At 68.3% G+C, this 22531-nt stretch carries 21 protein-coding genes and 1 pseudogene; 7 read left to right on the top strand and 15 right to left on the bottom strand.

What is annotated here, in order from left to right; translation table 11 throughout:
- Positions 1-4 precede the first annotated feature (4 nt).
- From ACFTWF_RS42295 to ACFTWF_RS42285, 3 genes are read right to left on the bottom strand one after another with little or no spacing between them, the layout of a single operon-like run.
- Positions 5-628, bottom strand: a complete 624-nt coding sequence (locus ACFTWF_RS42295; RefSeq protein WP_378467033.1) for a LysE family translocator — start codon at positions 626-628, stop codon at positions 5-7.
- 22 nt (positions 629-650) lie between these two features.
- Positions 651-1070: a MaoC/PaaZ C-terminal domain-containing protein gene (locus ACFTWF_RS42290; RefSeq protein ID WP_378467032.1), complete on the bottom strand. Its 420-nt coding sequence runs from the start codon at positions 1068-1070 to the stop codon at positions 651-653.
- The gene (locus tag ACFTWF_RS42285) at positions 1067-1513 is read right to left on the bottom strand and encodes a MaoC family dehydratase N-terminal domain-containing protein (RefSeq protein ID WP_378467031.1); all 447 of its coding nucleotides are present in this window, start codon (positions 1511-1513) and stop codon (positions 1067-1069) included. Before ACFTWF_RS42285 ends, ACFTWF_RS42290 begins: the two co-directional genes overlap by 4 nt.
- 398 nt (positions 1514-1911) lie before the next feature.
- Between ACFTWF_RS42285 and ACFTWF_RS42280 the strand changes: the two genes are divergently transcribed.
- The gene (locus tag ACFTWF_RS42280) at positions 1912-2097 is read left to right on the top strand and encodes a hypothetical protein (protein WP_009473817.1); all 186 of its coding nucleotides are present in this window, start codon (positions 1912-1914) and stop codon (positions 2095-2097) included.
- A gap of 7 nt (positions 2098-2104) precedes the next feature.
- On the top strand, positions 2105-3505 hold the full coding sequence (locus ACFTWF_RS42275) for an RNB domain-containing ribonuclease (protein ID WP_378467030.1): 1401 nt from the start codon (positions 2105-2107) through the stop codon (positions 3503-3505).
- Between the two features lie 4 nt (positions 3506-3509).
- On the opposite strand, the gene pip is transcribed toward ACFTWF_RS42275, so the two are convergent.
- The 3 genes from pip to panB are packed head-to-tail and all read right to left on the bottom strand — an operon-like array spanning position 3510 to position 5853.
- Positions 3510-4475, bottom strand: coding sequence for a prolyl aminopeptidase (gene pip, locus ACFTWF_RS42270; RefSeq protein ID WP_378467029.1), 966 nt, complete (start codon positions 4473-4475; stop codon positions 3510-3512).
- A gap of 7 nt (positions 4476-4482) precedes the next feature.
- Positions 4483-4944, bottom strand: coding sequence for a hypothetical protein (locus ACFTWF_RS42265; RefSeq protein WP_378467028.1), 462 nt, complete (start codon positions 4942-4944; stop codon positions 4483-4485).
- 39 nt (positions 4945-4983) lie between these two features.
- Positions 4984-5853 carry a 3-methyl-2-oxobutanoate hydroxymethyltransferase gene (gene panB / locus ACFTWF_RS42260; protein WP_185724493.1) on the bottom strand — a complete coding sequence of 290 codons (870 nt, stop codon included), beginning with the start codon at positions 5851-5853 and terminating at the stop codon, positions 4984-4986.
- Positions 5854-6035: 182 nt separating this feature from the next.
- Between panB and ACFTWF_RS42255 the strand changes: the two genes are divergently transcribed.
- The 4 genes from ACFTWF_RS42255 to ACFTWF_RS42240 all read left to right on the top strand — a co-directional run bounded on the left by ACFTWF_RS42255 (position 6036) and on the right by ACFTWF_RS42240 (position 13046).
- The gene (locus ACFTWF_RS42255) at positions 6036-7604 is read left to right on the top strand and encodes an alpha/beta hydrolase (protein ID WP_378467027.1); all 1569 of its coding nucleotides are present in this window, start codon (positions 6036-6038) and stop codon (positions 7602-7604) included.
- Positions 7605-7720: 116 nt separating this feature from the next.
- Complete coding sequence (gene glnA / locus ACFTWF_RS42250) at positions 7721-9061, top strand: type I glutamate--ammonia ligase (protein WP_005247775.1); 1341 nt, start codon at positions 7721-7723, stop codon at positions 9059-9061.
- 8 nt (positions 9062-9069) lie between these two features.
- Positions 9070-12084 (top strand): bifunctional [glutamine synthetase] adenylyltransferase/[glutamine synthetase]-adenylyl-L-tyrosine phosphorylase, encoded by a 3015-nt coding sequence (locus ACFTWF_RS42245; RefSeq protein ID WP_378467026.1) that lies wholly within the window; start codon positions 9070-9072, stop codon positions 12082-12084.
- Positions 12081-13046 (top strand): endonuclease/exonuclease/phosphatase family protein, encoded by a 966-nt coding sequence (locus ACFTWF_RS42240; RefSeq protein ID WP_378467025.1) that lies wholly within the window; start codon positions 12081-12083, stop codon positions 13044-13046. Before ACFTWF_RS42245 ends, ACFTWF_RS42240 begins: the two co-directional genes overlap by 4 nt.
- A 3-nt stretch (positions 13047-13049) precedes the next feature.
- Here ACFTWF_RS42240 and ACFTWF_RS42235 read toward each other — a convergent pair whose 3' ends face one another.
- From ACFTWF_RS42235 to glnA (ACFTWF_RS42205), 7 genes are all read right to left on the bottom strand, one after another.
- A complete protein-coding gene (locus ACFTWF_RS42235) occupies positions 13050-14033 on the bottom strand; it encodes a glycine betaine ABC transporter substrate-binding protein (RefSeq protein ID WP_378467024.1) in 984 nt (327 codons plus the stop codon).
- Positions 14033-14806 carry an ABC transporter permease gene (locus ACFTWF_RS42230; RefSeq protein ID WP_378467023.1) on the bottom strand — a complete coding sequence of 258 codons (774 nt, stop codon included), beginning with the start codon at positions 14804-14806 and terminating at the stop codon, positions 14033-14035. The genes ACFTWF_RS42235 and ACFTWF_RS42230 overlap by 1 nt, the downstream gene beginning before the upstream one ends.
- Positions 14803-16062: an ABC transporter ATP-binding protein gene (locus ACFTWF_RS42225; protein WP_378467022.1), complete on the bottom strand. Its 1260-nt coding sequence runs from the start codon at positions 16060-16062 to the stop codon at positions 14803-14805. The genes ACFTWF_RS42230 and ACFTWF_RS42225 overlap by 4 nt, the downstream gene beginning before the upstream one ends.
- On the bottom strand, positions 16055-16705 hold the full coding sequence (locus tag ACFTWF_RS42220; protein WP_072945497.1) for an ABC transporter permease: 651 nt from the start codon (positions 16703-16705) through the stop codon (positions 16055-16057). The genes ACFTWF_RS42225 and ACFTWF_RS42220 overlap by 8 nt, the downstream gene beginning before the upstream one ends.
- A 99-nt stretch (positions 16706-16804) precedes the next feature.
- The gene (locus ACFTWF_RS42215) at positions 16805-17779 is read right to left on the bottom strand and encodes an antibiotic biosynthesis monooxygenase (protein WP_378467021.1); all 975 of its coding nucleotides are present in this window, start codon (positions 17777-17779) and stop codon (positions 16805-16807) included.
- Between the two features lie 6 nt (positions 17780-17785).
- The gene (locus tag ACFTWF_RS42210; RefSeq protein WP_378467020.1) at positions 17786-19039 is read right to left on the bottom strand and encodes a multidrug effflux MFS transporter; all 1254 of its coding nucleotides are present in this window, start codon (positions 19037-19039) and stop codon (positions 17786-17788) included.
- Between the two features lie 267 nt (positions 19040-19306).
- The gene (gene glnA / locus ACFTWF_RS42205) at positions 19307-20743 is read right to left on the bottom strand and encodes a type I glutamate--ammonia ligase (RefSeq protein ID WP_005247755.1); all 1437 of its coding nucleotides are present in this window, start codon (positions 20741-20743) and stop codon (positions 19307-19309) included.
- A gap of 211 nt (positions 20744-20954) precedes the next feature.
- Between glnA (ACFTWF_RS42205) and ACFTWF_RS42200 the strand changes: the two genes are divergently transcribed.
- On the top strand, positions 20955-21431 hold the full coding sequence (locus ACFTWF_RS42200; protein ID WP_378467019.1) for an RDD family protein: 477 nt from the start codon (positions 20955-20957) through the stop codon (positions 21429-21431).
- Between the two features lie 69 nt (positions 21432-21500).
- Here the strand turns inward: ACFTWF_RS42200 and ACFTWF_RS42195 are convergent, their stop codons facing one another.
- Together ACFTWF_RS42195 and ACFTWF_RS42190 are read right to left on the bottom strand one after the other, a co-directional pair.
- Positions 21501-22259: a DUF4191 domain-containing protein gene (locus ACFTWF_RS42195; RefSeq protein ID WP_073368476.1), complete on the bottom strand. Its 759-nt coding sequence runs from the start codon at positions 22257-22259 to the stop codon at positions 21501-21503.
- 73 nt (positions 22260-22332) lie between these two features.
- Positions 22333-22531, bottom strand: a pseudogene (locus ACFTWF_RS42190) (lipoyl synthase); the annotation flags it as partial.

Below are 22531 nucleotides of genomic sequence, written 5' to 3'. Positions count from 1 at the left end.
GGGGCTACCGGGCTTCGGCGACGACCGCGGCGCCGAAGCCGAAGAGAACGGTTCCGGTGATCCGATCCAGCACCCGCCGGACGGACGGCTTGCCCATCGTGTTCCGGGCGCGGGTGAGCAGGATGCTGTATCCGCCGAGCCAGATGATCCCGAGGAGCCCGTGGACGAGCACGAGCAGTGCCAGCGTCGGCGCAGTCGGCCAACCGGGCGGAACGAGCTGGGGGAGCAGGCCCGTGTAGAACACCGCGATCTTCGGGTTCAGGAGGTTGGTCAGGAACCCGGCCCGCCAGCTCGACCCGGGCGACGGTACGGGTGCCGGCTCCGGTTCGGCGGTGCGGGTCCGCGACCGGCTGCGCCAGAGGGTGGAGAGTCCCAGATACACCAGATACAGTCCGCCGACGATCTTCACGACGGTGTACGCCTCCGCCGACGCGGCGAGTACGGCACCGAGTCCGACGACGGTCAGCGCGCCCCACACCAGCAACCCGGCGACCACCCCGAACGTGGCCCGCAGCGCGGCGCCGCGTCCTCCCGACAGTCCGGCACGCGTCACGACCGCCATGTCCGGGCCCGGCATGACCGTCAGGAGTCCGAGTACGGCGACAGCGGTGACGACCAGTCCGATCATGGACCCAGTATGTCGGGTGTGGTCAGCGCAGCGAAATCCAGACCTGCGACTTCCCGAGGACGGAGTGACCGTCGAACGTCACCGTCAGGTCGATCCGTGCGGTGCGGGCGTCCTCGTCGACCTGGGCGGCCTTCGCGACGACGTCGACGACCGCTCCCGCCTCCGGGTCGACGATCACGGGTTTGGTGAAACGGGCCCGGTAGCCGGTGACCTTCGCCGGATCGCCGAGCCAGTCGACGACGCACTGCGTGGCCAGCCCGAGCGTGAGCATGCCGTGTGCCAAGACGCCGGGCAGGCCGACGGCGTCCGCGACGTCGTCTCGGTAGTGGATGGAATTGAAGTCACCGGACGCACCGGCGTAGCGGACGAGGGACTCCCGGGTGACGTGGTATCGGGCCTTGGCGACGGTGTCGCCGAGCAGAATTCGCTGCGGAGAGGTCATTCGTCACCCCTGACGAACAGGGTCGACGTCATCGTACTGACGTGATCGCCTGTGCCGTCGACGATGTCGATGTCCGCGACGATCAGGGTGTGCGGACCGCGGGACGTCACGTCCGTGACGGTGAGGACGGCGGAGAGTTCGTCGCCCGCGACGACGGGGCGGATCGACGAGGCGTGTTCCGTGCTGTGCACCAGGTTGACCGGTTCGATTCCGGACGTCGGATCGGCGACCAGCTGGGCGAGTGCGCGTTCCTGCACGATGACGGGAAATGTCGGCGGGGCAACGAGATCGGCGTGACCGGCGGCGCGCGCGCTGTCGACGTCGAAGGAGGTGGGATTGGTGGCGAAGACGGCGCGGGCGAATTCCCGGATCTTCTCGCGGCCGACGAGGTAAGGCTCGGTCGGTGGGTAGACACGACCCTCGATCTCTGGATTCACTGCCATCAGGTGAGCCTAGAGACGTTCCGTCTCCGCGGCAGGGCGAAGCGTTCGATGATTCGTCACGAATGCGTCGCGCACGACCGCGAACACGACGAAGCCCCCGCCGTCAGGTGCCGGCGGGGGCTTCGAGGTATCGACTGGTCGACAGCCTAGACGGGATCGACCATCAGCAGTTGGGCCCAGTACGTGGCGCCTTCGGCACCGAGGTAGGGAAGTAGCTGATCAAAAATGATCGTCGACATGCTCGCTCCATTCTCTGTTCGGGCACTGCGCACGGAAAGACGGGCCGTCGGCACCGCACTGACCGGCGCCGGGGAACGTATCACCGGACAGGCCTCCGAGGGTAACAGTCTGAGCGTGATCCACAACTCCATCCGTCCCACCGGTGCCACACTGAGGACATGACTGACGAAGATCATCTCTGGTACTACAACGTCGACGACGGCACCGTCACACAGGGGAAGGCGGCGTCGTCCATGTCCCGGATGGGCCCCTATCCGGACAGGGCGTCGGCCGAGAAGGCGCTGCAGATCGCCGCGGAGCGGAACAAGGCGGCGGACCGGGCCGACGAGGAGTGGAACAACTAGCGGTCCGATGAGCCGTTTCGTCGCGCGCGGAATCGATTTCGGCACCGTACGCACCGAATTCCACCTGCCGGCGGGCTATCCGCCCGCGGCGGTCGCGCAGGCGCGGGCGTCGTCCGACCGTTACGCGTCCGAGCGGGAGGACCGCACCGATTTGGCGTTCGTCACCGTCGATCCGCCCGACTCGATGGATCTCGATCAGGCGCTGCACCTGGAGCGGACGCGCGACGGCTTCGTCCTGCACTACGCGATCGCGGACGTCGGCGCCGTCGTGGAGCCGGGTGGGGCGCTCGACGTGGAGACCCGGAAACGGGGACAGACGTTCTACCTCCCCGACGGCAAGGTGCCACTCCATCCGAAGGAGTTGTCGGAGGGATCCGCGAGTCTGCTCCCGGACGTGGACCGTCCGGCGGTGGTGTGGCGGATCGAACTCGACGGCGCCGCCGAACCGTTGTCCTGCACCGTGTCCCGTGCCACCGTCCGCTCGGTCGCGCGGCTCGACTACGCCGGGGTGCAGGCCGATTCGGAGGCGGGGCGGTTGCATCCGTCCATCGCGGCACTCCCGGAGTTCGGCAGGCTCCGCATCGCGGCGGCGGTGGCGCGCGGTGCGATCGAACTCCGGTTGCCGGAGCAGGAAGTGGTGTCGGACGGGGACGGCTGGCGGGTCGACCTCGCGCCCCGCACGGATGCGGACGACTGGAACGCCGAGGTCTCGCTCCTCACCGGGATGTGTGCTGCGACCATGATGCTCGACGCGAAGGTCGGGTTGCTCCGCACTCTGCCGCCGGCCGGGCCCGATGCCGTCGAGGCGCTGCGGCGCACCGCTGCGGCGCTGGGGATCGACTGGCCCGACAGCCTCGGTGTCGGTGAACTCCTGGCTCGGCTCGACGCGAACTCGTCGTCCACGCTGGTGCTGATGACGGAGGCGCCGTCGCTGCTGCGGGGCGCCGACTACGCCGCGTTCGACGGCACGGTGCCGGAACTGACCGTGCACGCCGCCATCGGCGCCCCGTATGCACACGTGACCGCGCCGCTGCGCCGGCTCTCGGATCGGTACTCGACCGAGGTGTGCCTCGCGGTCTCGGCCGGACGGGCGGTGCCGGCGTGGGCACGCAAGTCCCTGGGCTCGATGCCGGAGATCATGGGCGGCTCGGATTCCCTGGCGGGCAAGATCGACCGGGCCTGCATCGATCTCACCGAGGCGACCCTGCTCGCGGACCGGGTGGGGGAGACGTTCGACGCGACCGTGCTGCGGTCGCGGAACGGCAAGCGCACCGCGGACGTGTTCGTCCCGTCCGTGTCCGTGATGGCGAAATGCGTGGGTGATCCCACCGAGGGCGAGCAGGTGAAGGTCCGGCTCGTCTCCGCCGACGTCGCGAAGCGGTCCGTCGAGTTCGGATATCCCGCATAGCGCGTCAGTCGCGGAATCGGTCGGTGGCCTCCACCAGGTGATGGACGATGCCGGGCTCGACGGCGGAGTGTCCCGCGTCGTCGACGATCTCGAGCCGGGAACCGGGCCAGGCCCGGTGCAGGTCCCAGGCGCTGGTGGCCGGGCACACCACGTCGTACCGCCCCTGCACGATCACACCCGGAATGCCCTCCAGCGCGGCCGCGTCGCGGAGCAGCTGACCCTCCTCCAGGAACCCGCGGTGGTGGAAATAGTGATTCTCGATGCGGGCGAACGCCAACGCGAACCTCGGCTGCGACGTCTCCGCCACCCGGTCCGGCTTGGGGAGCAGCGAACTCGTGGCCCCCTCCCACGTGGACCACGCGATCGCGGCACGCGTCGCGACCTCGGTGTCGCCGGAGTGGAGGAGCCGGTGGTAGGCCTCGACGAGATCGCCGCCGCGCTCAGATTCCGGCACCGGGGCCAGGAACTTCTCCCACAGTTCGGGGAACAGATGACCGGCTCCGCCGTTGTAGTACCAGTCGATCTCGCTGCGCCGCAGCAGGAAGATGCCGCGCAGCACCAGTTCGGTGACCCGGTGCGGGTGCTGCTGCGCGTAGGCGAGTGCCAGTGTGGAGCCCCACGACCCGCCGAAGACCTGCCAGCGGTCGATGCGGAGATGGTCGCGCAGAAGCTCCACGTCGTCGATCAGCCGGCCGGTGGTGTTGACCGACAGATCTGCCCCGTCGGCGACGTGGGGAGTCGAACGCCCGCACCCGCGCTGGTCGAGGAGGACGATCCGGTACACCTGCGGGTCGAAGAACTGCCGTTGCGCGGGGTCGGTGCCGCCCCCGGGCCCGCCGTGCAGGAACACGACCGGCTTTCCGTCGGGATTGCCGCTCTGCTCCCAGTACATCTGCTGACCGTCGCCGACGTCGAGGTGCCCGAACTGGTACGGCTCCAGCGGCGGGTACAGGGTGCGCAGTGGGGTCACGTCTGCCTCAGAACCCGATCAGGCCGGAGGCGAGATCGGGAATTTCCAATGCGGTGATCGCCTGCTGCCGGATGTCGGGGCAGGCGGCCGTGGTGATCACGTCGATCCGGCCCCGATCCTGCAGGAAGTCGATCGCGTTGAGGTTGTTCTTCGCGATCCACGTGCCGACCAGACCGTTCAAGCCGGTCTTGCCGATGGTCGGCGTGTAGGTGCGCCAGCTCTGCAACTGGCCTTCGAGGTCGGTGCACAGCTGGGCCGCCTGCGCCTCGGTGACCCCGCCCGGCACCAGGGCGGGTCCGGGAGGGGCGGTGGTGACCGGTGCCGGGGGTGCGGTGGTGCCGGGCGCGGGCGAGGTGCCCTGTCCGCCACACCCCGCGACCAGGGCCGCGGCCGCCACCGTCCCGGCCGCGACCACGGCCAGGCGGCGTCGACGTCCGGTGCCCTGCACGCGTCGCTGTCCCATGAACATCCCCCTCGAGTGTGTGCCGGCCCGGAAGTCGAGGGCGGCCTAGAAGCTGTGCTCTTCCGCCGGGAACGTTCCGGCGCGCACCTCGGACGCGTAGGCGGCGGCCGCGGTGCGCAACTCGTCACCGACGTTACCGAAACGCTTGACGAACTTCGCCGTCTTGCCGCTGGTGTAGCCGGCCATGTCCTGCCACACGAGGACCTGGGCGTCGCATTCGACGCCCGCGCCGATGCCGACGGTGGGGATGGTGAGCTTGCGGGTGACCTGGCCCGCGATGTCGGCGGGCACCATCTCCATGACGACGGAGAACGCGCCGGCTTCCTGCACGGCGATCGCGTCGGCGACCAACTGCTCGGCGGCGTCGCCGCGGCCCTGCACACGGAAACCGCCGAGCGAGTTGACACTCTGCGGGGTGAACCCGACGTGGGCCATGACCGGAATGCCCGCTGCGGTGATGGCGGCGATCTGCGGTGCGACGCGCTCACCGCCCTCGAGCTTGACCGCGTGGGCCAGCCCTTCCTTCAGGAATCGGGTCGCGGACGCGAGGGCCTGTTCGGGGGAGCTTTCGTAGCTGCCGAACGGCAGATCCGCCACCACCAGGGCGTGCGGTGCACCGCGGACGACGCCGCGCACGAGGGGGAGGAGTTCGTCGATCGTGACGGGGACGGTGGTCTCGTAGCCGTAGACGACGTTGGCGGCCGAATCGCCGACGAGGAGGACGGGGATCCCCGCTTCCTCGAAGATGCGGGCGCTCGAGTAGTCGTAGGCGGTGAGCATCGACCAGCGCTCACCCTCGGCCTTCATGGTCTGCAGGTGATGGATTCGGGTCTTGCGCTTGGGAACGTCGTGGGAAGGAGCTGATCCGTAGAGCCGATCTTCTGACGTGCTCGCGGACGACTTGCTGTCGGACATCGTTGTCCCTTTCTGGCCTCGAGGCCCTTGAGGGTCCCCGGGTGCGGGTTGATGACGCCTACAGTCTGCCACCGGCCCGCGGGGGAGCGAAGGGGTCGCACGCGTGCAATAGGTCACACCCGCTGCCCGGCCTCTGACCTGCGCGAAGGCCGTCTCGCCCGGAACCCTGGCACGATCGTCCTATGTCGAAGAGTGCTCGGGTACCGGCCGCGTTCGCGGGGTGCATCGCCGTCGTCCTTGTCGCCGCAGGCTGTGCGGGAGGCGGACGGGACGTCGGGCAGGCCGTCGCCGAGCCACCGGCGTCCGAGGCGGCTCCCGCGGGCCCGATCCCCCCGGGGCTCGAGCAGTTCTACACGCAGCAGGTGCAGTGGGGCTCGTGCGAGGGCTACAGCACCGACGGGTCTCCGCTCGGCGACGATCTCGACTGCGCGAAGGTGACCGTGCCCAACGACTACGCGAATCCGGCGGGCGCCACCGCGCAGATCGCCGTCTCCCGGTCGAAGGCGACCGGCGACAAGGTCGGGTCGCTCCTCGTCAACCCCGGCGGTCCGGGGGCGTCGGGACTCGGGCTGGCATCCGTGGCCGACGGCACCGATCTCGCCGAGCGGTTCGACGTCATCGGGTTCGATCCGCGCGGGGTCGGCGCGTCCACGCCGCAGGTGAGGTGCCTGACTGCGCCGGAGGTGGACGCGAAGCGCAAGGACGACGACGTCGACATGAGTCCCGCCGGGATCGCGAAGACGGAATCCGAGAACCGCGACTACGCCGACAAGTGCGCCGAACGGAGCGGCGTCGACGTGCTGGCACACGTCGGTACGAACGACGTCGTCCGCGACATCGACGTCATCCGTTCGGTGCTCGGTGACGAGAAGCTGAACTACCTCGGCTACTCCTACGGCACCCGGCTCGGCTCGAGGTACGCGGAGACGTTCCCGGGCAACGTGCGCGCCATGGTCCTCGACGGCGCCCTCGACCCCGAGCAGGATCCGACTGAGGAGGTGATCCTGCAGGCGGCCGGATTCCAGGACGCGTTCACCGCGTTCGCCGCCGAATGCATGCAGCAGCCGGACTGCCCGCTCGGGACCGACCCGGCGCAGGCGAATGCGAGGTTCCGGGCGCTGGTCGATCCGCTGATCGGCAAGCCCGCCGCGACCACCGACCCGCGCGGGCTCAGTTATTCCGACGCGATCACCGGTGTTCAGCAGGCGCTGTACTCGCCGAATCTCTGGGGTCCGCTCCGCGGGGGGCTGGCGAGCCTGCAGACGGGGACGGGTGACTCGCTGCTGATGCTGGCCGATCTCTACGAGGGCCGCGCCGACGACGGCACGTACTCGAACCTGAACGACGCCTTCAATGCCGTCCGCTGCATGGACGATCCGCCCGTGACCGACCGCGCGGTCGTCGGGGCGGCGGATGTGCGGTACCGGCAGGCGGCACCGTTCCTCGACGACGGACACGGCACCGGCAACGCACCGCTGGACGTCTGCGCGTTCTGGCCCGCGCCGAACACGGGGGCGCCGCACACGGTCTCCGCACCCGGCATCCCGCCGGTCGTGGTCGTGTCGACGACGGAGGATCCGGCGACGCCGTATCAGGCGGGCGTGGATCTGGCGAAGCAGATGAACGGCACACTGGTCAGCTACCGGGGCACCCAGCACACCGTGGTTCTCGACGGTGAGTCGTGCGTCGACGACGCCGTCACGGACTATCTGGTGGACCTCGCGGTGCCGCCCGCGGACCTGACGTGCTGACCCGCGCCTGTGACCGGATCGACCGGCGTGCCCGCACGCTGGCCCGATGCGGAATCCGGAATAGTCGAATCAACGAAGTAACACAGATTTAACGAACTTTGCTTACTCTCGCGGACATGGATCGCCAAAAGGAATTCGTGCTTCGCACCCTCGAAGAGCGCGACATTCGGTTCGTCCGATTGTGGTTCACGGACGTTCTCGGATACCTGAAATCGGTGGCGATCGCCCCCGCGGAACTCGAGGGTGCCTTCGAGGAGGGCATCGGATTCGACGGTTCCGCGATCGAGGGCTTCTCCCGGGTCTCCGAGGCGGACACGGTCGCGAAGCCGGACGCCTCCACGTTCCAGGTGCTGCCGTGGAGTTCGAGCAAGGGTCATCAGCACTCCGCCCGCATGTTCTGCGACATCGCCATGCCGGACGGTTCCCCCTCGTGGGCGGATTCGCGGCACGTGCTGCGTCGTCAGCTGAACAAGGCGAGCGACCTCGGATTCAGCTGCTACGTGCACCCCGAGATCGAGTTCTTCCTCCTGGAGAACGGGCCCATCGACGGCACTCCGCCGAAGCCCGCCGACTCCGGCGGCTACTTCGACCAGGCCGTCCACGACTCCGCGCCCAACTTCCGCAGGCACGCCATCGACGCGCTCGAGTCGATGGGCATCTCCGTCGAGTTCAGCCATCACGAGGCCGCGCCCGGCCAGCAGGAGATCGACCTGCGGTACGCGGACGCGCTGTCGATGGCCGACAACGTGATGACGTTCCGTTACGTCGTCAAGGAGGTCGCGATCGCCGAGGGCGTGCGCGCCACCTTCATGCCGAAGCCGTTCAGCGATCAGGCCGGATCGGCGATGCACACGCACATGAGCCTGTTCGAGGGCGACACCAACGCATTCCACAACCCGGACGATCCGATGCAGCTGTCGGAGACCGGGAAGGCGTTCATCGCCGGCATCCTCGAGCACGCCAACGAGATCAGCGCGGTCACCAACCAGTGGGTGAACTCCTACAAGCGCCTGATCCACGGCGGCGAGGCGCCGACCGCGGCATCCTGGGGTCCGTCCAACCGGTCGGCGCTGGTCCGCGTCCCGATGTACACGCCGAACAAGGCGTCGTCGCGGCGCGTCGAGATCCGCAGCCCCGATTCGGCCTGCAACCCCTATCTGACGTTCGCGGTGCTGCTCGCTGCGGGTCTGCGGGGCATCGAGAAGGGCTACGAGCTTCCGCCCGAGGCCGAGGACGACGTGTGGGCGCTGACGTCGGCCGAGCGTCGCGCCATGGGCTACCGGGAACTGCCCGGCAACCTCGACGGAGCGCTGCGCGAGATGGAGAAGTCGGAGCTGGTGGCCGAGGCGCTCGGCGAGCACGTGTTCGACTTCTTCCTGCGCAACAAGCGCCGTGAGTGGGAGGAGTACCGGAGCCACGTGACGCCGTTCGAACTCAAGACGTATCTGGGGTTGTGAGCAAGAGCATGGTGAAGCCTCCGGCAGCGCGTTCTGCCGTTCCCGGTCCGGGTCGTCTGGGTCTCGTCGAGCCGACCGCTCCGTCCGAACTCCGCGATCTGGGGTGGGTCGGCGAAGACTGCATCGAACTGCTCTGGTCGTTGTCGCGGGCGGCGAACGCCGATCTCGCACTCCGCACCCTGGTGCGCCTGAAGGACGGCCTCGGTGAGCACTGGGCCGAACTCGACGCGGCGCTGCGGGCCGACAAGGGTCTGCGCGGCCGGTTGTTCGGACTGTTCGGCGCGTCCAGCGCATTCGGCGACCACCTGGTCGCGGATCCCGCGTCGTGGAAGATCCTCGCCGGCGACGTCCGCCTGCCGTCGAAGGACGAGGCGACCGCCACGATGCTGGCCGCGGTCGGCGCGGAGCCCGAGAAGGGTACCCACCCGGATGCCAATCTCTCGCGTGCGTCGGTCACCGGACCCGACGCCGTCGCGGCGCTGCGCAAGGCGTACCGCGACGAGCTGATGCTGCTCGCCGCCGTCGACCTCGCGGCGACCGTCGAGAACGAACCGGTACTGCCGTACCAGACGGTCGGACACCAGCTGTCCGATCTGGCGGACGCCGCATTGAACGCCGCCCTCGCGGTGGCCGTCGCGGCCGTCTGCCCGGACGCCCCGTGTCCCGTGCGTCTCGCCGTCATCGCCATGGGCAAGTGCGGTGCGCGCGAACTCAATTACGTGAGCGACGTGGACGTGGTCTTCGTCGCCGAACCCGCCGACGCGGTCGCCAGCCGGATCGCGGGCGAGATGATGCGCGTCGGGTCGTCGGCGTTCTTCGACGTGGACGCCGCACTGCGGCCCGAGGGCAAGCGCGGCGAACTCGTCCGCACCCTCGAATCCCACGTCACCTATTACAAGCGCTGGGCCAAGACCTGGGAGTTCCAGGCACTCCTCAAGGCCCGTCCGATGATCGGCGATCGCGCACTCGGGCAGCAGTACTTCGACGCACTCAACCCGATGGTGTGGACCGCATCGGAGCGCGAGGACTTCGTGCCCGAGGTGCAGGCGATGCGTCGCCGGGTGGAGGAGATGGTTCCCCCCGAACTCCGGGAACGCGAACTGAAACTCGGCCGGGGCAGTCTGCGCGACGTCGAGTTCGCCGTCCAGCTCCTGCAACTCGTGCACGGCCGCGCGGACGAGGCACTGCACGTCCAGAGCACCATCGACGCCCTCACCGCCCTCGCCGCCCGCGGCTACGTGGGCCGCGACGACGCCGCGAATCTCGCTGCGTCCTACGAGTTCCTGCGATTGCTCGAGCACCGGCTGCAGTTGCAGAAACTGCGTCGCACGCACACCCTGCCACCCGCCGAGGACGAGGAAGCGCTGCGCTGGCTGGCACGGGCCGCCCACATGCGGCCCGACGGCAGCAAGGACGCACTCGGCGTCCTCAACGCGGAGATCAAACGCAACGCGCACCGGGTCCGCCGCCTGCACGCCAAGCTGTTCTACCGTCCGCTGCTCGAGTCGGTGGCGCGCATCGACAAGGAAGCCCTGCGGCTGAGCCCGGATGCGGCCATCCGGCAGCTGGCGGCGCTGGGCTACACCGCCCCGGAGAACGCGCTCGGACACCTCACCGCGCTCACCAGCGGTGCGTCCCGCAAGGGTCGCATCCAGGCGCTGCTGCTGCCGACTCTGCTCGAATCGCTCGCCGACACACCGGATCCCGATGCCGGACTGCTCGCCTACCGGCGCCTGTCCGACGCGATGACCGACCAGACGTGGTTCCTCCGACTGCTGCGTGACGAGGCGTCGGTCGCCGAGCGGCTGATGACGGTGCTGGGATCGTCCGCGTATGTCCCGGATCTGCTGATCAAGGCACCCGACGTGGTGCGCCTGTTCGCGGATTCGCCGGCCGGGCCCCGACTGCTGGAGTCGAAGCCCGAGGACGTCGCCCGCGGCATCCTCACGGCGTCGGCACGCCACGACGACCCGAGCCGTGCGATCGCCGCAGCTCGGTCGCTGCGGCGGTACGAGCTCGCTCGCATCGCGTCCGCGGACATCCTCGGCATGCTCGACGTGCCCGGCGTCTGCCAGGCCCTGTCCTCCGTGTGGGCGGCCGTGCTCAATGCCGCCCTGGCAGCCGTCACCAAGGCGAGCGAGAAGGAACTCGGCACGCCCGCTCCCGCGACCTTCACGGTGATCGGAATGGGCAGGCTCGGCGGCGGTGAACTCGGCTACGGTTCGGACGCGGACGTGCTGTTCGTGTGCGAGCCGCGCGAGGGAGTCGACGAGACCGTCGCCGTCAAGTGGGCCAACAGCATCGGCGACAAGGTCCGCACCCTGCTCGGTGCGCCCAGTACCGATCCGCCGCTCGAAGTCGACACGGGTCTGCGACCGGAGGGTCGCAGCGGGCCCATGGTGCGCACGCTGGCGTCCTACGAGGCCTACTACGCGCAATGGGCGCAGGCCTGGGAGATCCAGGCGCTTCTGCGCGCGCATCACGTCGCGGGCGACGCCGATCTGGGACTGCGGTTCCTGCACATGATCGACAAGACGCGCTATCCGGAGGGCGGGGTGTCGGAGCAGGCGGTCCGTGAGATCCGGCGCATCAAGGCCCGCGTGGATTCCGAGCGACTGCCGCGGGGCGCCGATCCCGCGACCCACACCAAGCTCGGTCGCGGCGGTCTCGCCGACATCGAATGGACGGTGCAGCTGATCCAGCTCCGCCACGCCCACGAGATCGAGGCGCTGCACAACACGTCGACACTCGAAACGCTCGACGCGATCGGCGCGGCCGAGTTGCTCAGCGAGTCCGACGTCGAACTGCTGCGCGACGCGTGGATCACCGCGACGAAGGCCCGTAACTGCCTCGTGCTCGTCCGCGGCAAGGCCACCGATCAGCTTCCCGGTCCGGGGCGCGTCCTGTCCGCGGTCGCGCAGATCGCCGGCTGGGGCGGCGGCGACGCCGGCGAGTTCCTCGACCATTACCTGCGGGTGACCCGGCGGGCCAAAGCCGTGGTGGAGAGAGTCTTCGGGGAGTGATCGTCACCTGGGGGGTGCGCGCGCTGATCGCCCTCGGGTGGCTCGCGGTGCTCGTCGGTGTCTTCGGCGTGGCGCTGCGATTCCTCGACGTCCAGAACCAGCGTCTGCTCGTCCTGGCCTCCGCGGCGCCCTACCTCATGGCGGCCGCCGCGATCGGCGTGTTGTTGCTCGGAATCACCCGGCACTGGATCGGTTTCGGCGCGGCGCTGGCGGTGGCCGCGGTCGCCACGCTGTCGCAGGCACCGCTGTACGTGGCGAACGGTTCGGTGACGGCGTCCGGGCCCGAACTGACGGTGATGCAGGCCAACATCTGGCTCGGCAACGCGGACGCCGACGCGCTCGTCCGGCAGATCCGGGATCGGGACGTCGACATGCTCACGGTCGACGAACTCACACCGGAGGCCGTCGACCGGTTGGTGACCGCGGGAATCGACGCGGCCCTGCCGTTCTCGTTCCTGATGCCGGGCGGGGGCGGCGAGGGAACGGGGATCTGGAGCCGGTACCCGCTGACCGACAAGGTCCACCACTCCGAATTCGTGCTGTCCGCGCTGTCGGCCCGGGTGGAACTGCCGGACGGGGCGAGCACGGCGCTGTACGCGTTCCACCCCGTCCCGCCGTGGCCGTCGGATCCGTCCCTGTGGTCACGCGAGATGGACCGGATCAAGACGATCCTCGATGCCGTCCCCGCCGATTCGGGTCCGGTGATCGTCAGCGGCGACTTCAACTCCACCCGCGACCACGTCAAATACCGGACACTCGTGACCGGACGGTACCGGGACGCCGCCGACCAGGTGGGCGCCGGTATCCAGAACACGTATCCCGCCGACCGGCAGCCGTTCCCGCCGATGATCGCCATCGATCACATCGTCACCAGCGGTGCGCAGGCGCAGTCCGTGGACTCGGTGGTGGTGACGGGTTCGGATCACCGCGGCCTGATCGCGAGGATCACCCTCGGCGGCTGACCGTCACGGGAGGGTGACGAACCCCTTGTCCACCAGCCAGTCCCGTGCCACGTCCGCCGGTTCCTCGCCCTCCACGTCGACCCGGCGGTTCAGTTCGGTGATCTCCTCGTTCGTCAGCGCCGCGGAGATCGGAGCCATCACCTCCGCGACCTGCGGGTGCGCCTCGGCGAAATCCTTGCGCATGGTGATCGCCGGGTTGTACTTCGGGAAGAACTGGCGATCGTCGTCCAGCAGCACCAGATCGAGCGCGATGATGCGGCCGTCCGTCGTGAACACCTCACCGAACTTGCACTGCGTCCCGTCCGCGGTGGCCTGATAGATGATGCCGGTCTGCAGGATCTGGCGGTTCGCGCGGGCCGGATCGAAACCGTACTTCTCGGCCATACCGGGGAAGCCGTCCTGGCGGACGTTGAACTCGGTCTCCACGCACGTCGTCGCCGCCGCCGGATCACGGTTGACGAGGTCTGCGTACTGGGACAGCGTGGTGACTCCCGTCTCCTCCGCGGTCTTCCTACTCGCAGCCAGTGCATAGGTGTTGTTCATCGGGGCCGGGTCCACCCACACCATGCCGTTGCGTTCGAGATCCTCGTCGCGGACCGCCTCGAACTGCGCGGTCGGGTCCGGGATCGGGATCTCGTTGCCGAGGTAGTTGATCCACCCGGTCCCGGTGTACTCGTAGGTGACGTCGATCTGCCCGTCCAGTTGCGCATCTCGCGTGCTGTTGGACCCCTGGATGTTGGTGAGGTCGCGGACATCGGCGCCCGCGGCGCTCAACGCGAACTCGATGATGTACCCGAGGGTGACCTGCTCGGTGAAGTCCTTGGACCCGACCGTGATCGCGACGCCCTCGAGTTCGGGGACCGGCTGGATGCTGCCCGGTTCCACCGACAGCGGCAGGGCGCCACCCGATTCGAGACCACACGACGCGGCGAGGACCCCGCACAGCGTCACCGCCGTCGCGGCGACCACCTTCCGGACGAGGTTCATCAGCGCAGCCCCTTCGGGCCGAGGAACTCCTCGGCGAGGGCGCCGCACCAGTCGACGAGCAGCGCGAGCGCGACCGCGAGGACGGCCCCCACGACCAGGGTCACGTTGTCCCGCAACTTGTATCCGGTGTCGATGAGAATGCCCAGGCCACCGGCGCTGACGAGGAAACTGAGCGTCGCGGTGCCCACTGCGAGGACCAGCGACGTGCGCAACCCCGCGAGGATGTACGGGACGGCGAGCGGGAACTCGACCTTGCGCAGCACCAGGCCGGCGGTCATGCCCTGTCCGCGACCGGCGTCGATGACCGCCGGATTGACCTCCTGCAGGCCCAGGATCGTGTTCCGCAGCACGGGCAACAGCGAGTAGAACGCGATGGGGAGGACACCGATCCAGAACCCGGTGGTTCCCGTCGCCAGGAACAGCAGCACCAGCAGTCCGATGGCGGGCGCGGCCTGCCCGATGTTGGCGATGCCGATGAAGATCGGTGCCAGCCGGGTGAACCCGGGCCGCGTCAGCAGCACCCCGAGGGGGACGGCGACGATGACGACGATGATGACCACGACCACGGTGATCAGCACGTGCTGCCACGTGAGGGTCGCGATGTTCGCGGCGTTGAGACTGCCCTTCTGCGTGGCGGTCAGGTCTCGGCTGAACGCCCAGCCGAGCACACCCACCACCAGGAACAGGACGAGGATCGGCTGGACCAGCAGGCGGGCCCGCTCCGACCGCCGGGCGGCCGGAGCGGCGGCGGTGGTGGCGACGGCGGCTGTCATGAGGGCGCCCCGCCCTCACTCGCCCCGTTCCGCTCCGGCTCGGTGTCCTCGGTGTCCTCGGTGTTTTCGGTGTCCTCGGTGTCCTCGGTGTGCGAGTGTTCCTCGCGCATCGCGGACAGGTGCTGGACGAGGGTGTCGATCGAGATCAGACCGCGGTACTCGCCGCGCATGCCCGTGACGATCGTCGACGCGCTGGTCTCCGCCAGCAGCGCCTCCAGCGCATCCTGCAGGGTTGACTGGGTGGACATCACCTCGTCGATCGGGTCGCCGACGTCGCGCAACGACGTCGCGTTGGCCAGATGCCCGACGGACACCCAGCGGATCGGACGATCCCGCGCGTCGAGGATGATGCCCCATTTGATCTGCCGGGGTGCGATCGCCGCCCGCAGATCGTCCACCGAACCGTCCTCGTACGCGGTGGGGCAGTCGAGGAGCTCGACCTCCGCCACCCGGGTGAGTGTCAGCTGCTTCAGCGACGCGTCGGCGCCGATGAACCCGGCCACCATGTCGTTGGCGGGATGGGCGAGGATCGCCTCCGGAGTGTCGTACTGCATGATGTGCGACTGGTTGCCGAGCACCGCGATGCGATCACCCAGCTTGACGGCCTCGTTGAAATCGTGCGTCACGAATACGATGGTCTTGCCGAGTTCCGACTGCAATCGCATCAGCTCGTCCTGCAGCAGTCCGCGCGTGATGGGGTCGACCGCGCCGAACGGCTCGTCCATCAGCAGGACCGGGGGATCGGCGGCGAGCGCGCGCGCCACCCCGACGCGCTGCTGCTGACCGCCCGACAACTGGCGGGGGTAGCGCTCGCGGTAGAGGCCGGGTTCGAGTCCGACGAGGTCGAGCATCTCGTCGGTGCGATCGGCGATCTTCTTCTTGTCCCAGCCGATCAGGCCGGGAACGGTGCCGACGTTCTTGGCGATGGTCAGATGCGGGAACAGCCCGGCCTGCTGAATCGAGTAGCCGATGCCGCGCCGCAGCTTGTCGGGATCGATGGACAGGGCGTCCTTGCCGCCGATCGTGATCTTCCCCGACGTCGGTTCGATGAGCCGGTTGATCATCCGCATCGTCGTGGTCTTCCCGCAGCCGGACGGGCCGACGAGGACCACGATCTCCCCGGCGGGGATGCGCATCGACACGTTGTCGACCGCCGCCTTCTCCTGCCCGGGATAGCTCTTCACGACGTCTTCGAGGACGATGTCCACGCCCGAGACCGCGCTGCCGTTGGTGTGAGGTGTATCGAGATCAGTCACGGATCCCCCTGGAGGTGGTGAGTCGGCCGACGACGGCGAGGACGCCGTCGAGTACGAGGGCGAGGATCACGATGAGCACGGTCCCCGTGAGGGCCTGCGGTATGGCTGTCGGGCTGCCGACGCGGGACAGTCCCGAGAAGATGAGGTTGCCGAGTCCCGGGCCCTTGGCGTACGCGGCGATCGCGAGGATGCCCATCAGCATCTGCGTGCTCACCCGCATACCCGTCAGGATCGACGGCCACGCGAGGGGAAGTTCGATTCTGCTCAGCACGGTCGTGCGGCTCATCCCCACTCCGCGGGCGGCGTCGGTGACGGCGGGGTCGACGGACGCGAGTCCGAGGATGGTGTTTCGGATGATCGGAAGCAGCGCGTACAGCACCAGCGCGGTCACGGTGGGGGCCACACCGAGTCCGAGGATCGGGATGAGCAGGCCCAGCAGGGCGAACGACGGGATGGTGAGGATCGTGCCGGCCAGGGCGGTCGCGATCGCGGAACCGGCCGGGCTCCGGTACACCAGGATCCCGATCGCCACCGCGACGATCGTGGCGATGACCACGGACTGCACGACGGCACTGACGTGCAGGAGCGAGTCGGTGAGGAGCTGTTGCTTCCTGGCGGAGACGAAGTCCCACAGTTGCTGCATGTCCAACCGCGCACACCTTTCTCCAGATGTGAAAACAGACCTCGGTCCTTCACAGTGCTATGTACCCGAACTTCCCGCGGGTGAATCGGGAAACTCGTGCTAGGTGGTCGGGATCATGAACAGCAGCGTGCACACGCCGATCGAGATTCCGAACAGCGCGATCATCACGGCGTAGCCCAGGTTCCGCCGTCGGGCGGGGATTCCCGGATCCATCCACCACCCGAACGCCTTGAACGCCGCGGGTACGGCCCACCAGCCGAGGATCTGGGTGGTGACCAGATTCCCGATGAACAGGGCCACGGCGATCGGCACCCCGTGCGCCTCGAGGAACGGTGCACTGAAGAAGTGCCCCCAGATCACGACGAGCGGATACAGCACCAGCAGCGCCAGGAGATTGCTGCGGGCGACGGGCACCGGGGGCGGCTCGTCGCCGCCGGCGCCGCGGAACCAGAAGTCGAAACCGTAGCTCGCTTTGCGGATTCGGAGATTCTTGTTGAACTGCTCACCCTCCTGGAGGAGGGCGGCCCGTTCGGGTGAATCCATCCACGACGCCAGGTTGTCCTCGGTGTCGAAGCTGAGGACGATCGTCCAGTCCTCGGTGATTCCCTGCACGGGCCTCTCGACCTTGTGCCCCCGGAAACCCCGGAACCCCGCCTCGGCGGCGGAAATCTTGCGCTGCCAGTCCATGAAGGCCGACTCGTCCTCGGGGGCGATGTGACAGGAGATGACCACCGACGTCGCCGATTGGGCGTGCGTCTGCTCGCCGGTGAGCAGGTGCACGTCCTCGTTGCCGATGAACGCGTGCTTGATCTCCGCCACCAGTTCCGTGCGCACGTCGCTGTCGAGCCAGGCCCGTGCCTCTTCGATGGTGGCGAACCGCAGCACGTCCACCCAGTCGTCCTGCACGGGCGGCGACGGCGGCACGATCTCCTGATCGATGAATCCCGGAACCGTCGCGAGCGCGTCCGCGGCGCGTTTCTGCCACCGTGCGTAGTCGGCGTAGCTCGCGTCGTCGATCCGGCGCTGGAAGATCACCGACACCGGTGATGCGGGTGGGCTGGGCGGGTGCGGCACGGGACGTCACCTCCGATCGGGTCGTGGTTCGGGTGCGGCGACGGGAGAGCCCTCGGACCGACGCGCAGACGTGGTGAGCAGCAGCAGGATTCCGGCTCCGGCGCCGAGGACGAGGTAGAGCCAGCCCAGAGGCGCCTGACTGTTCTCGGGCAGCACTCCGGCGACCGCCATCGCCGCGCTGACCACGAGATAGCAGGCGGCGGTGACGACACCGCCGATCAGCCCGAGATTGCGGGTGAACAGTCCGAGGGCCAGTCCGTACATCTGCGGGCAGAGCACGCCGCACCCGGCGAGCGCGAGGCAGGCGCCGACGGTGATGGCCGGCGCGGTAACGACGGACAGCCCGGCCGTGACGGTGAGCACGAGCGCGCCGAGCACGAACACCCACCACGCGCCGAACGCGAGCCTGCGGGTGCCGACCCGGACGGCCAGGGCGCCGCAGGCGAGTTCGCCGAGCAGGTTCGCGCCGCCCACGACGAGCGCCACAGCGCCGTAGGCGGCCGGTGAGAAGCCGAGGATCTCCTGGTAGAGGAACGGTGCGACCACACCGAACACCATCTGGGCGGACGCCATCAGTCCGAACACGAGTACGAAACCGACGAAGATCCGGTGCCGCAGCGCGACCTGCAGCACCCGCACCGCCGCGGCGGCGTCGACCGAGGTACGCGATTCGGGCGGAAGTGTCTCCGGCAGCCCCGCGACGACGAGGGGAATAGCCAGCGCCGCCAACAATGCGATCGACCCGAACACCAGACGCCACGAGATGAACTGCACGAGCACACCACCCACGGCCGGTGCGAGGACGGGTGCCAGCCCCCACGCCGCCCCGAGGAGACCGGACACGGACGTGAGTCGCGCGCCCCGATAGCAGTCGGCGGCGATCGCATAGGCGAGGACGAGGCATGCACACCCGCCGACACCCTGCACGAACCGAAGGCCGAGCAGCACGGTGACGTTCTGCACGAGCGCGCACCCGACACTGGTGACGACGAGGATCGCCAGGCACGTCAGCAGAGTGCGTTTGCGGCCCACCGCATCCGCGATCAGGCCGACGGGAATGAACGCCAGGCTCATGCCCAGCATGTACGCCGTCACCGTGTTCTGCACGACGGCGGCGGAGGCGTCCAGATCGATCACCATCTGCGGCAGGGCCGGGGTGTAGATGTCGAGAGGGATCTGGCTGAGCGGAATCACCAGCAACAGAATGACGACGATACGGCGCGGTACCGGGACGCCGGTCGGCGTCGTGGGCACTGACATCCCGCACCACCTGCTTCTCGACCCATGGGGCTGGAGAACGGAGCAAGTATCCCGAAAGACTTCGAGCGAACGTTCCGCAACGGTCCGTGCGGTCGGTTCCCTGGATCATACGACCGCGAACTGTCGCGCCGTGCGGGTTCCGGTGGCGCCCGGACCGGCGACGGGCACGACGCGAACGAGCCCACCCGCGTCACCGGCTGCAGCAGCTCGGCGCCACGGATGGGCTCGTCAGGAAATACCGACCCGCATTTCGGCGGGCGTCACGACTTACACGTCGTAGTACAGCTGGAACTCGTAGGGGTGCGGACGCAGGTTGACCGGGGCGATCTCCTGCTCACGCTTGAGCGAGATCCACGTCTCGATCAGGTCGGACGTGAACACGCCACCCTCGGTGAGGTAGTCGTGATCCGCCTCGAGGCGGTCGATGACGGCCGACAGGCTGGTGGGGGCCTGCGGGATGTTGCGGGCCTCCTCCGGCGGAAGCTCGTAGAGGTCCTTGTCGACCGGAGCCTGCGGCTCGATCTTGTTCTTGATGCCGTCCAGGCCGGCCATCATCTGCGCCGCGAAGTTCAGGTAGGGGTTACCCGAGGAGTCGGGGGCGCGGAACTCGAGGCGCTTCGCCTTCGGGTTGTTGCCGGTGATCGGGATGCGGACGGCCGCCGAGCGGTTGCGCTGGCTGTACACCAGGTTGATGGGGGCTTCGTAGCCCGGCACCAGGCGGTGGTACGAGTTGATCGTCGGGTTGGTGAACGCCAGCAGCGACGGCGCGTGGTGCAGGATGCCGCCGATGTAGTGACGCGCCATGTCGGACAGACCCGCGTAGCCGGCCTCGTCGTGGAACAGCGGCTTGCCGTCCTTCCACAGCGACTGGTGGACGTGCATGCCCGAGCCGTTGTCGCCGAACAGCGGCTTCGGCATGAAGGTGGCCGACTTGCCGTGCTGCCAGGCGGTGTTCTTCACGATGTACTTGAACAGCTGCAGGTCGTCCGCGGCCGCGAGCAACGTGTTGAACTTGTAGTTGATCTCCTGCTGGCCACCGGTGCCCACCTCGTGGTGGCCGCGCTCGAGCTCGAAGCCCGCGTTCTGCAGGTTGGTGGAGATCTCGTCGCGCAGGTCGACGTAGTGGTCGTACGGAGCGACGGGGAAGTAGCCGCCCTTGGGGCGGACCTTGTAGCCCAGGTTGGGGCTGCCGTCGGCGTTCACGTCGTTACCGGTGTTCCAGGAACCCGAGATGGAGTCGAGTTCGTAGAACGCGCCGTTGATGCCGGAGTCGTAGCGGACGGAGTCGAAGATGTAGAACTCGGCCTCGGCACCGAAGAAGGCGGTGTCGGCGATGCCGGTCGACTTCAGGTACTCCTCGGCCTTGCGCGCGACGTTGCGCGGGTCGCGGCTGTAGGACTCCCGCGTGAACGGGTCGTGGACGAAGAAGTTGATGTTCAGCGTCTTGGCCGCACGGAAGGGGTCGATCTGGGCGGTGGCGACGTCGGGGAGGAGCATCATGTCCGACTCGTGGATCGACTGGAAGCCGCGGACGGACGAACCGTCGAACGCGAGGCCGTCCTCGAAGACATCCTGGTTGAACGCCGATGCCGGGATCGAGAAGTGCTGCTGCACGCCCGGCAGGTCACTGAACCGGATGTCGACATATTCGACGTTCTCGTCCTTGATGAACTTGATGACCTCTTCGGCCGTGGTGAACGCCACGCTTGTGCTCCTTAAGTCGCTTCAGCCAAGTGGATATTGGCGAATTCGTCGAGCCAGACGGTAAGTACTTGGTGTTGCCCGCCGGTCAACCCTTTGTTTCGCCCGTGTTACGCGTCGAATTGTCCTGGGCTTTTGCACCGTCTGTGACTGCGCACACAGCCTCCAGCTCCGGTGTGAGGTCCCCGGTGATTCGACGCCTATCCTGGACAGCATGGCACGTATCACCGGTTCTTGGCTTTCCGGACCCACGGCTGCCCTGCCGAACGGTGCGGACGAGACGAAGCAGTCCTTCCGCGGCGAGCGTCTCGGTCTGCAGGCGGAAGGTCCCGGTTCCCTCGCGAGCACGGGACGCCGTCTCGCCGCCCTGATGATCGACTGGGTGTCGTCGGCGGGCGTCGCGGCGCTGATCATCGGCGACAACTTCTTCGAGGGTCCGTTCTCGACGTTCACCCTGCTCGTCTGGTTCGTCGTCGGTGTCGCCACGGTGACACTGTTCTCGTTCACACCGGGGCAGTTGTTCCTCGGAATGCAGGTGGCGCGGGTGGACGGACCGGCCCGCGTCGGCTTCGTCCGGGCGCTGGTGCGTCAGGCGCTGCTCGTGTTCGTCGTGCCCGGCACCATCACGGACATCGACGGTCGCGGCATGCAGGACCGCGCCACCGGTACCGCCCTGATTCGCACGCGCTGACCTACCTATCGAACGACTTCCGCCCGACGTCGGAGCGACATCGGGCGGAAGGGTGTAAGGCGACAGCGTCTAACGACGACGGATGGTGCGCTGCACTCCGCGCATCTTCGCGCCGCCGGGCATCGGACCCTTCGGCAGTGCCGCGCCGCCGCCGCGGCTGCTGAGGGCGGCGAGTCGCGACTCGATGGCGTCCATCCGCTTGGTGTCGATGTTCTTGGGGAGCTTGTTCAGGTGCTTCTGCAGCTGCGACAGCGGGACCTGGCCCTCGTCGTTGCCGATGACGATGTCGTAGATCGGGGTGTCACCGACCAGCCGGGCCGTCTTCTTCTTCTCCTGGGCGAGCAGCGACTTCACCCGCTGCGGCGAACCCTCGGCGACGAGGATGACGCCGGGCCGTCCGATCACGCGGTGAACGGCGTCGAGCTGGGTGGTGCCCGCGACCGCGCTGGTGACGCGCCACGCGCCCTGCATGTTGTCGAGGGCCCACGCCGCCGCGCCCGCCTGGCCCTCCGCCTTGCCGTACACCGTCTTCTGCACGCGCCGGCCGAAGATGATGAACGCGCCGAGCACGCCGAGGAGGAGACCGATCGGGAGGAGGAACCACTGCAGGCCCCAGATCAGGCCTACGAGGAAGAACACCACCGCAAGTCCGACGAGGGTGCCGAGCATGAGCGGCAACAGCAGCTTGTCTTCCTTGCGCTGCATCTGGAACGCCTGCCAGAGCTGGGTTCTGCGTTCCTTCGACGCCTGCCTGCGGGCTGCCTTGGCGGCTGCCTTTGCTTCTTTACTGGGTTTGCCCGCTTTACCGGATTTACTGCCGTTCGCCATGCTCTTCAGGATACGTCCCTGGCCGTGCGCGGTGATGACCCGTCCGGTGTCGGTCACCGCGCACGCGCTTCGGTCAGCGGGCGAGGCGCGCCATGAGGGAGCTTGCCTCCTGCGACGCTTCGCCGCTTTCGGCGAGATGCGCCTGTCCCGCAGGCAGTTCGCGGCCGTGGTGGGCCATCGCCTGGGCGTAGAGGCGGCCGGCGCGGTACGACGAGCGGACGAGGGGTCCGGCCATGACGCCGGCGAACCCGATCTCCTCGGCGGTCCGGGAG

Source organism: Rhodococcus sp. NPDC056960, from assembly GCF_042674125.1.
GTDB lineage: Bacteria > Actinomycetota > Actinomycetes > Mycobacteriales > Mycobacteriaceae > Rhodococcus_F.
The sequence above is the reverse complement of the archived record's forward strand: the minus strand, read 5'-3'. Positions and strand labels throughout refer to the sequence as shown.

Bases quoted from the DNA above. Each gene is read 5' to 3' on its own strand.
- ACFTWF_RS42245 (WP_378467026.1), top strand. From the start codon at position 9,070: ATGGTGAAGCCTCCGGCAGCGCGTTCTGCCGTTCCCGGTCCGGGTCGT.
- ACFTWF_RS42230 (WP_378467023.1), bottom strand. From the start codon at position 14,806: ATGACAGCCGCCGTCGCCACCACCGCCGCCGCTCCGGCCGCCCGGCGG.
- ACFTWF_RS42210 (WP_378467020.1), bottom strand. From the start codon at position 19,039: ATGTCAGTGCCCACGACGCCGACCGGCGTCCCGGTACCGCGCCGTATC.
- ACFTWF_RS42265 (WP_378467028.1), bottom strand. From the start codon at position 4,944: ATGTTCATGGGACAGCGACGCGTGCAGGGCACCGGACGTCGACGCCGC.
- ACFTWF_RS42285 (WP_378467031.1), bottom strand. From the start codon at position 1,513: ATGGCAGTGAATCCAGAGATCGAGGGTCGTGTCTACCCACCGACCGAG.
- ACFTWF_RS42295 (WP_378467033.1), bottom strand. From the start codon at position 628: ATGATCGGACTGGTCGTCACCGCTGTCGCCGTACTCGGACTCCTGACG.
- glnA (WP_005247775.1), top strand. From the start codon at position 7,721: ATGGATCGCCAAAAGGAATTCGTGCTTCGCACCCTCGAAGAGCGCGAC.
- panB (WP_185724493.1), bottom strand. From the start codon at position 5,853: ATGTCCGACAGCAAGTCGTCCGCGAGCACGTCAGAAGATCGGCTCTAC.
- ACFTWF_RS42200 (WP_378467019.1), top strand. From the start codon at position 20,955: ATGGCACGTATCACCGGTTCTTGGCTTTCCGGACCCACGGCTGCCCTG.
- ACFTWF_RS42220 (WP_072945497.1), bottom strand. From the start codon at position 16,705: ATGCAGCAACTGTGGGACTTCGTCTCCGCCAGGAAGCAACAGCTCCTC.
- ACFTWF_RS42235 (WP_378467024.1), bottom strand. From the start codon at position 14,033: ATGAACCTCGTCCGGAAGGTGGTCGCCGCGACGGCGGTGACGCTGTGC.
- ACFTWF_RS42255 (WP_378467027.1), top strand. From the start codon at position 6,036: ATGTCGAAGAGTGCTCGGGTACCGGCCGCGTTCGCGGGGTGCATCGCC.
- ACFTWF_RS42280 (WP_009473817.1), top strand. From the start codon at position 1,912: ATGACTGACGAAGATCATCTCTGGTACTACAACGTCGACGACGGCACC.
- ACFTWF_RS42290 (WP_378467032.1), bottom strand. From the start codon at position 1,070: ATGACCTCTCCGCAGCGAATTCTGCTCGGCGACACCGTCGCCAAGGCC.
- ACFTWF_RS42195 (WP_073368476.1), bottom strand. From the start codon at position 22,259: ATGGCGAACGGCAGTAAATCCGGTAAAGCGGGCAAACCCAGTAAAGAA.
- ACFTWF_RS42275 (WP_378467030.1), top strand. From the start codon at position 2,105: ATGAGCCGTTTCGTCGCGCGCGGAATCGATTTCGGCACCGTACGCACC.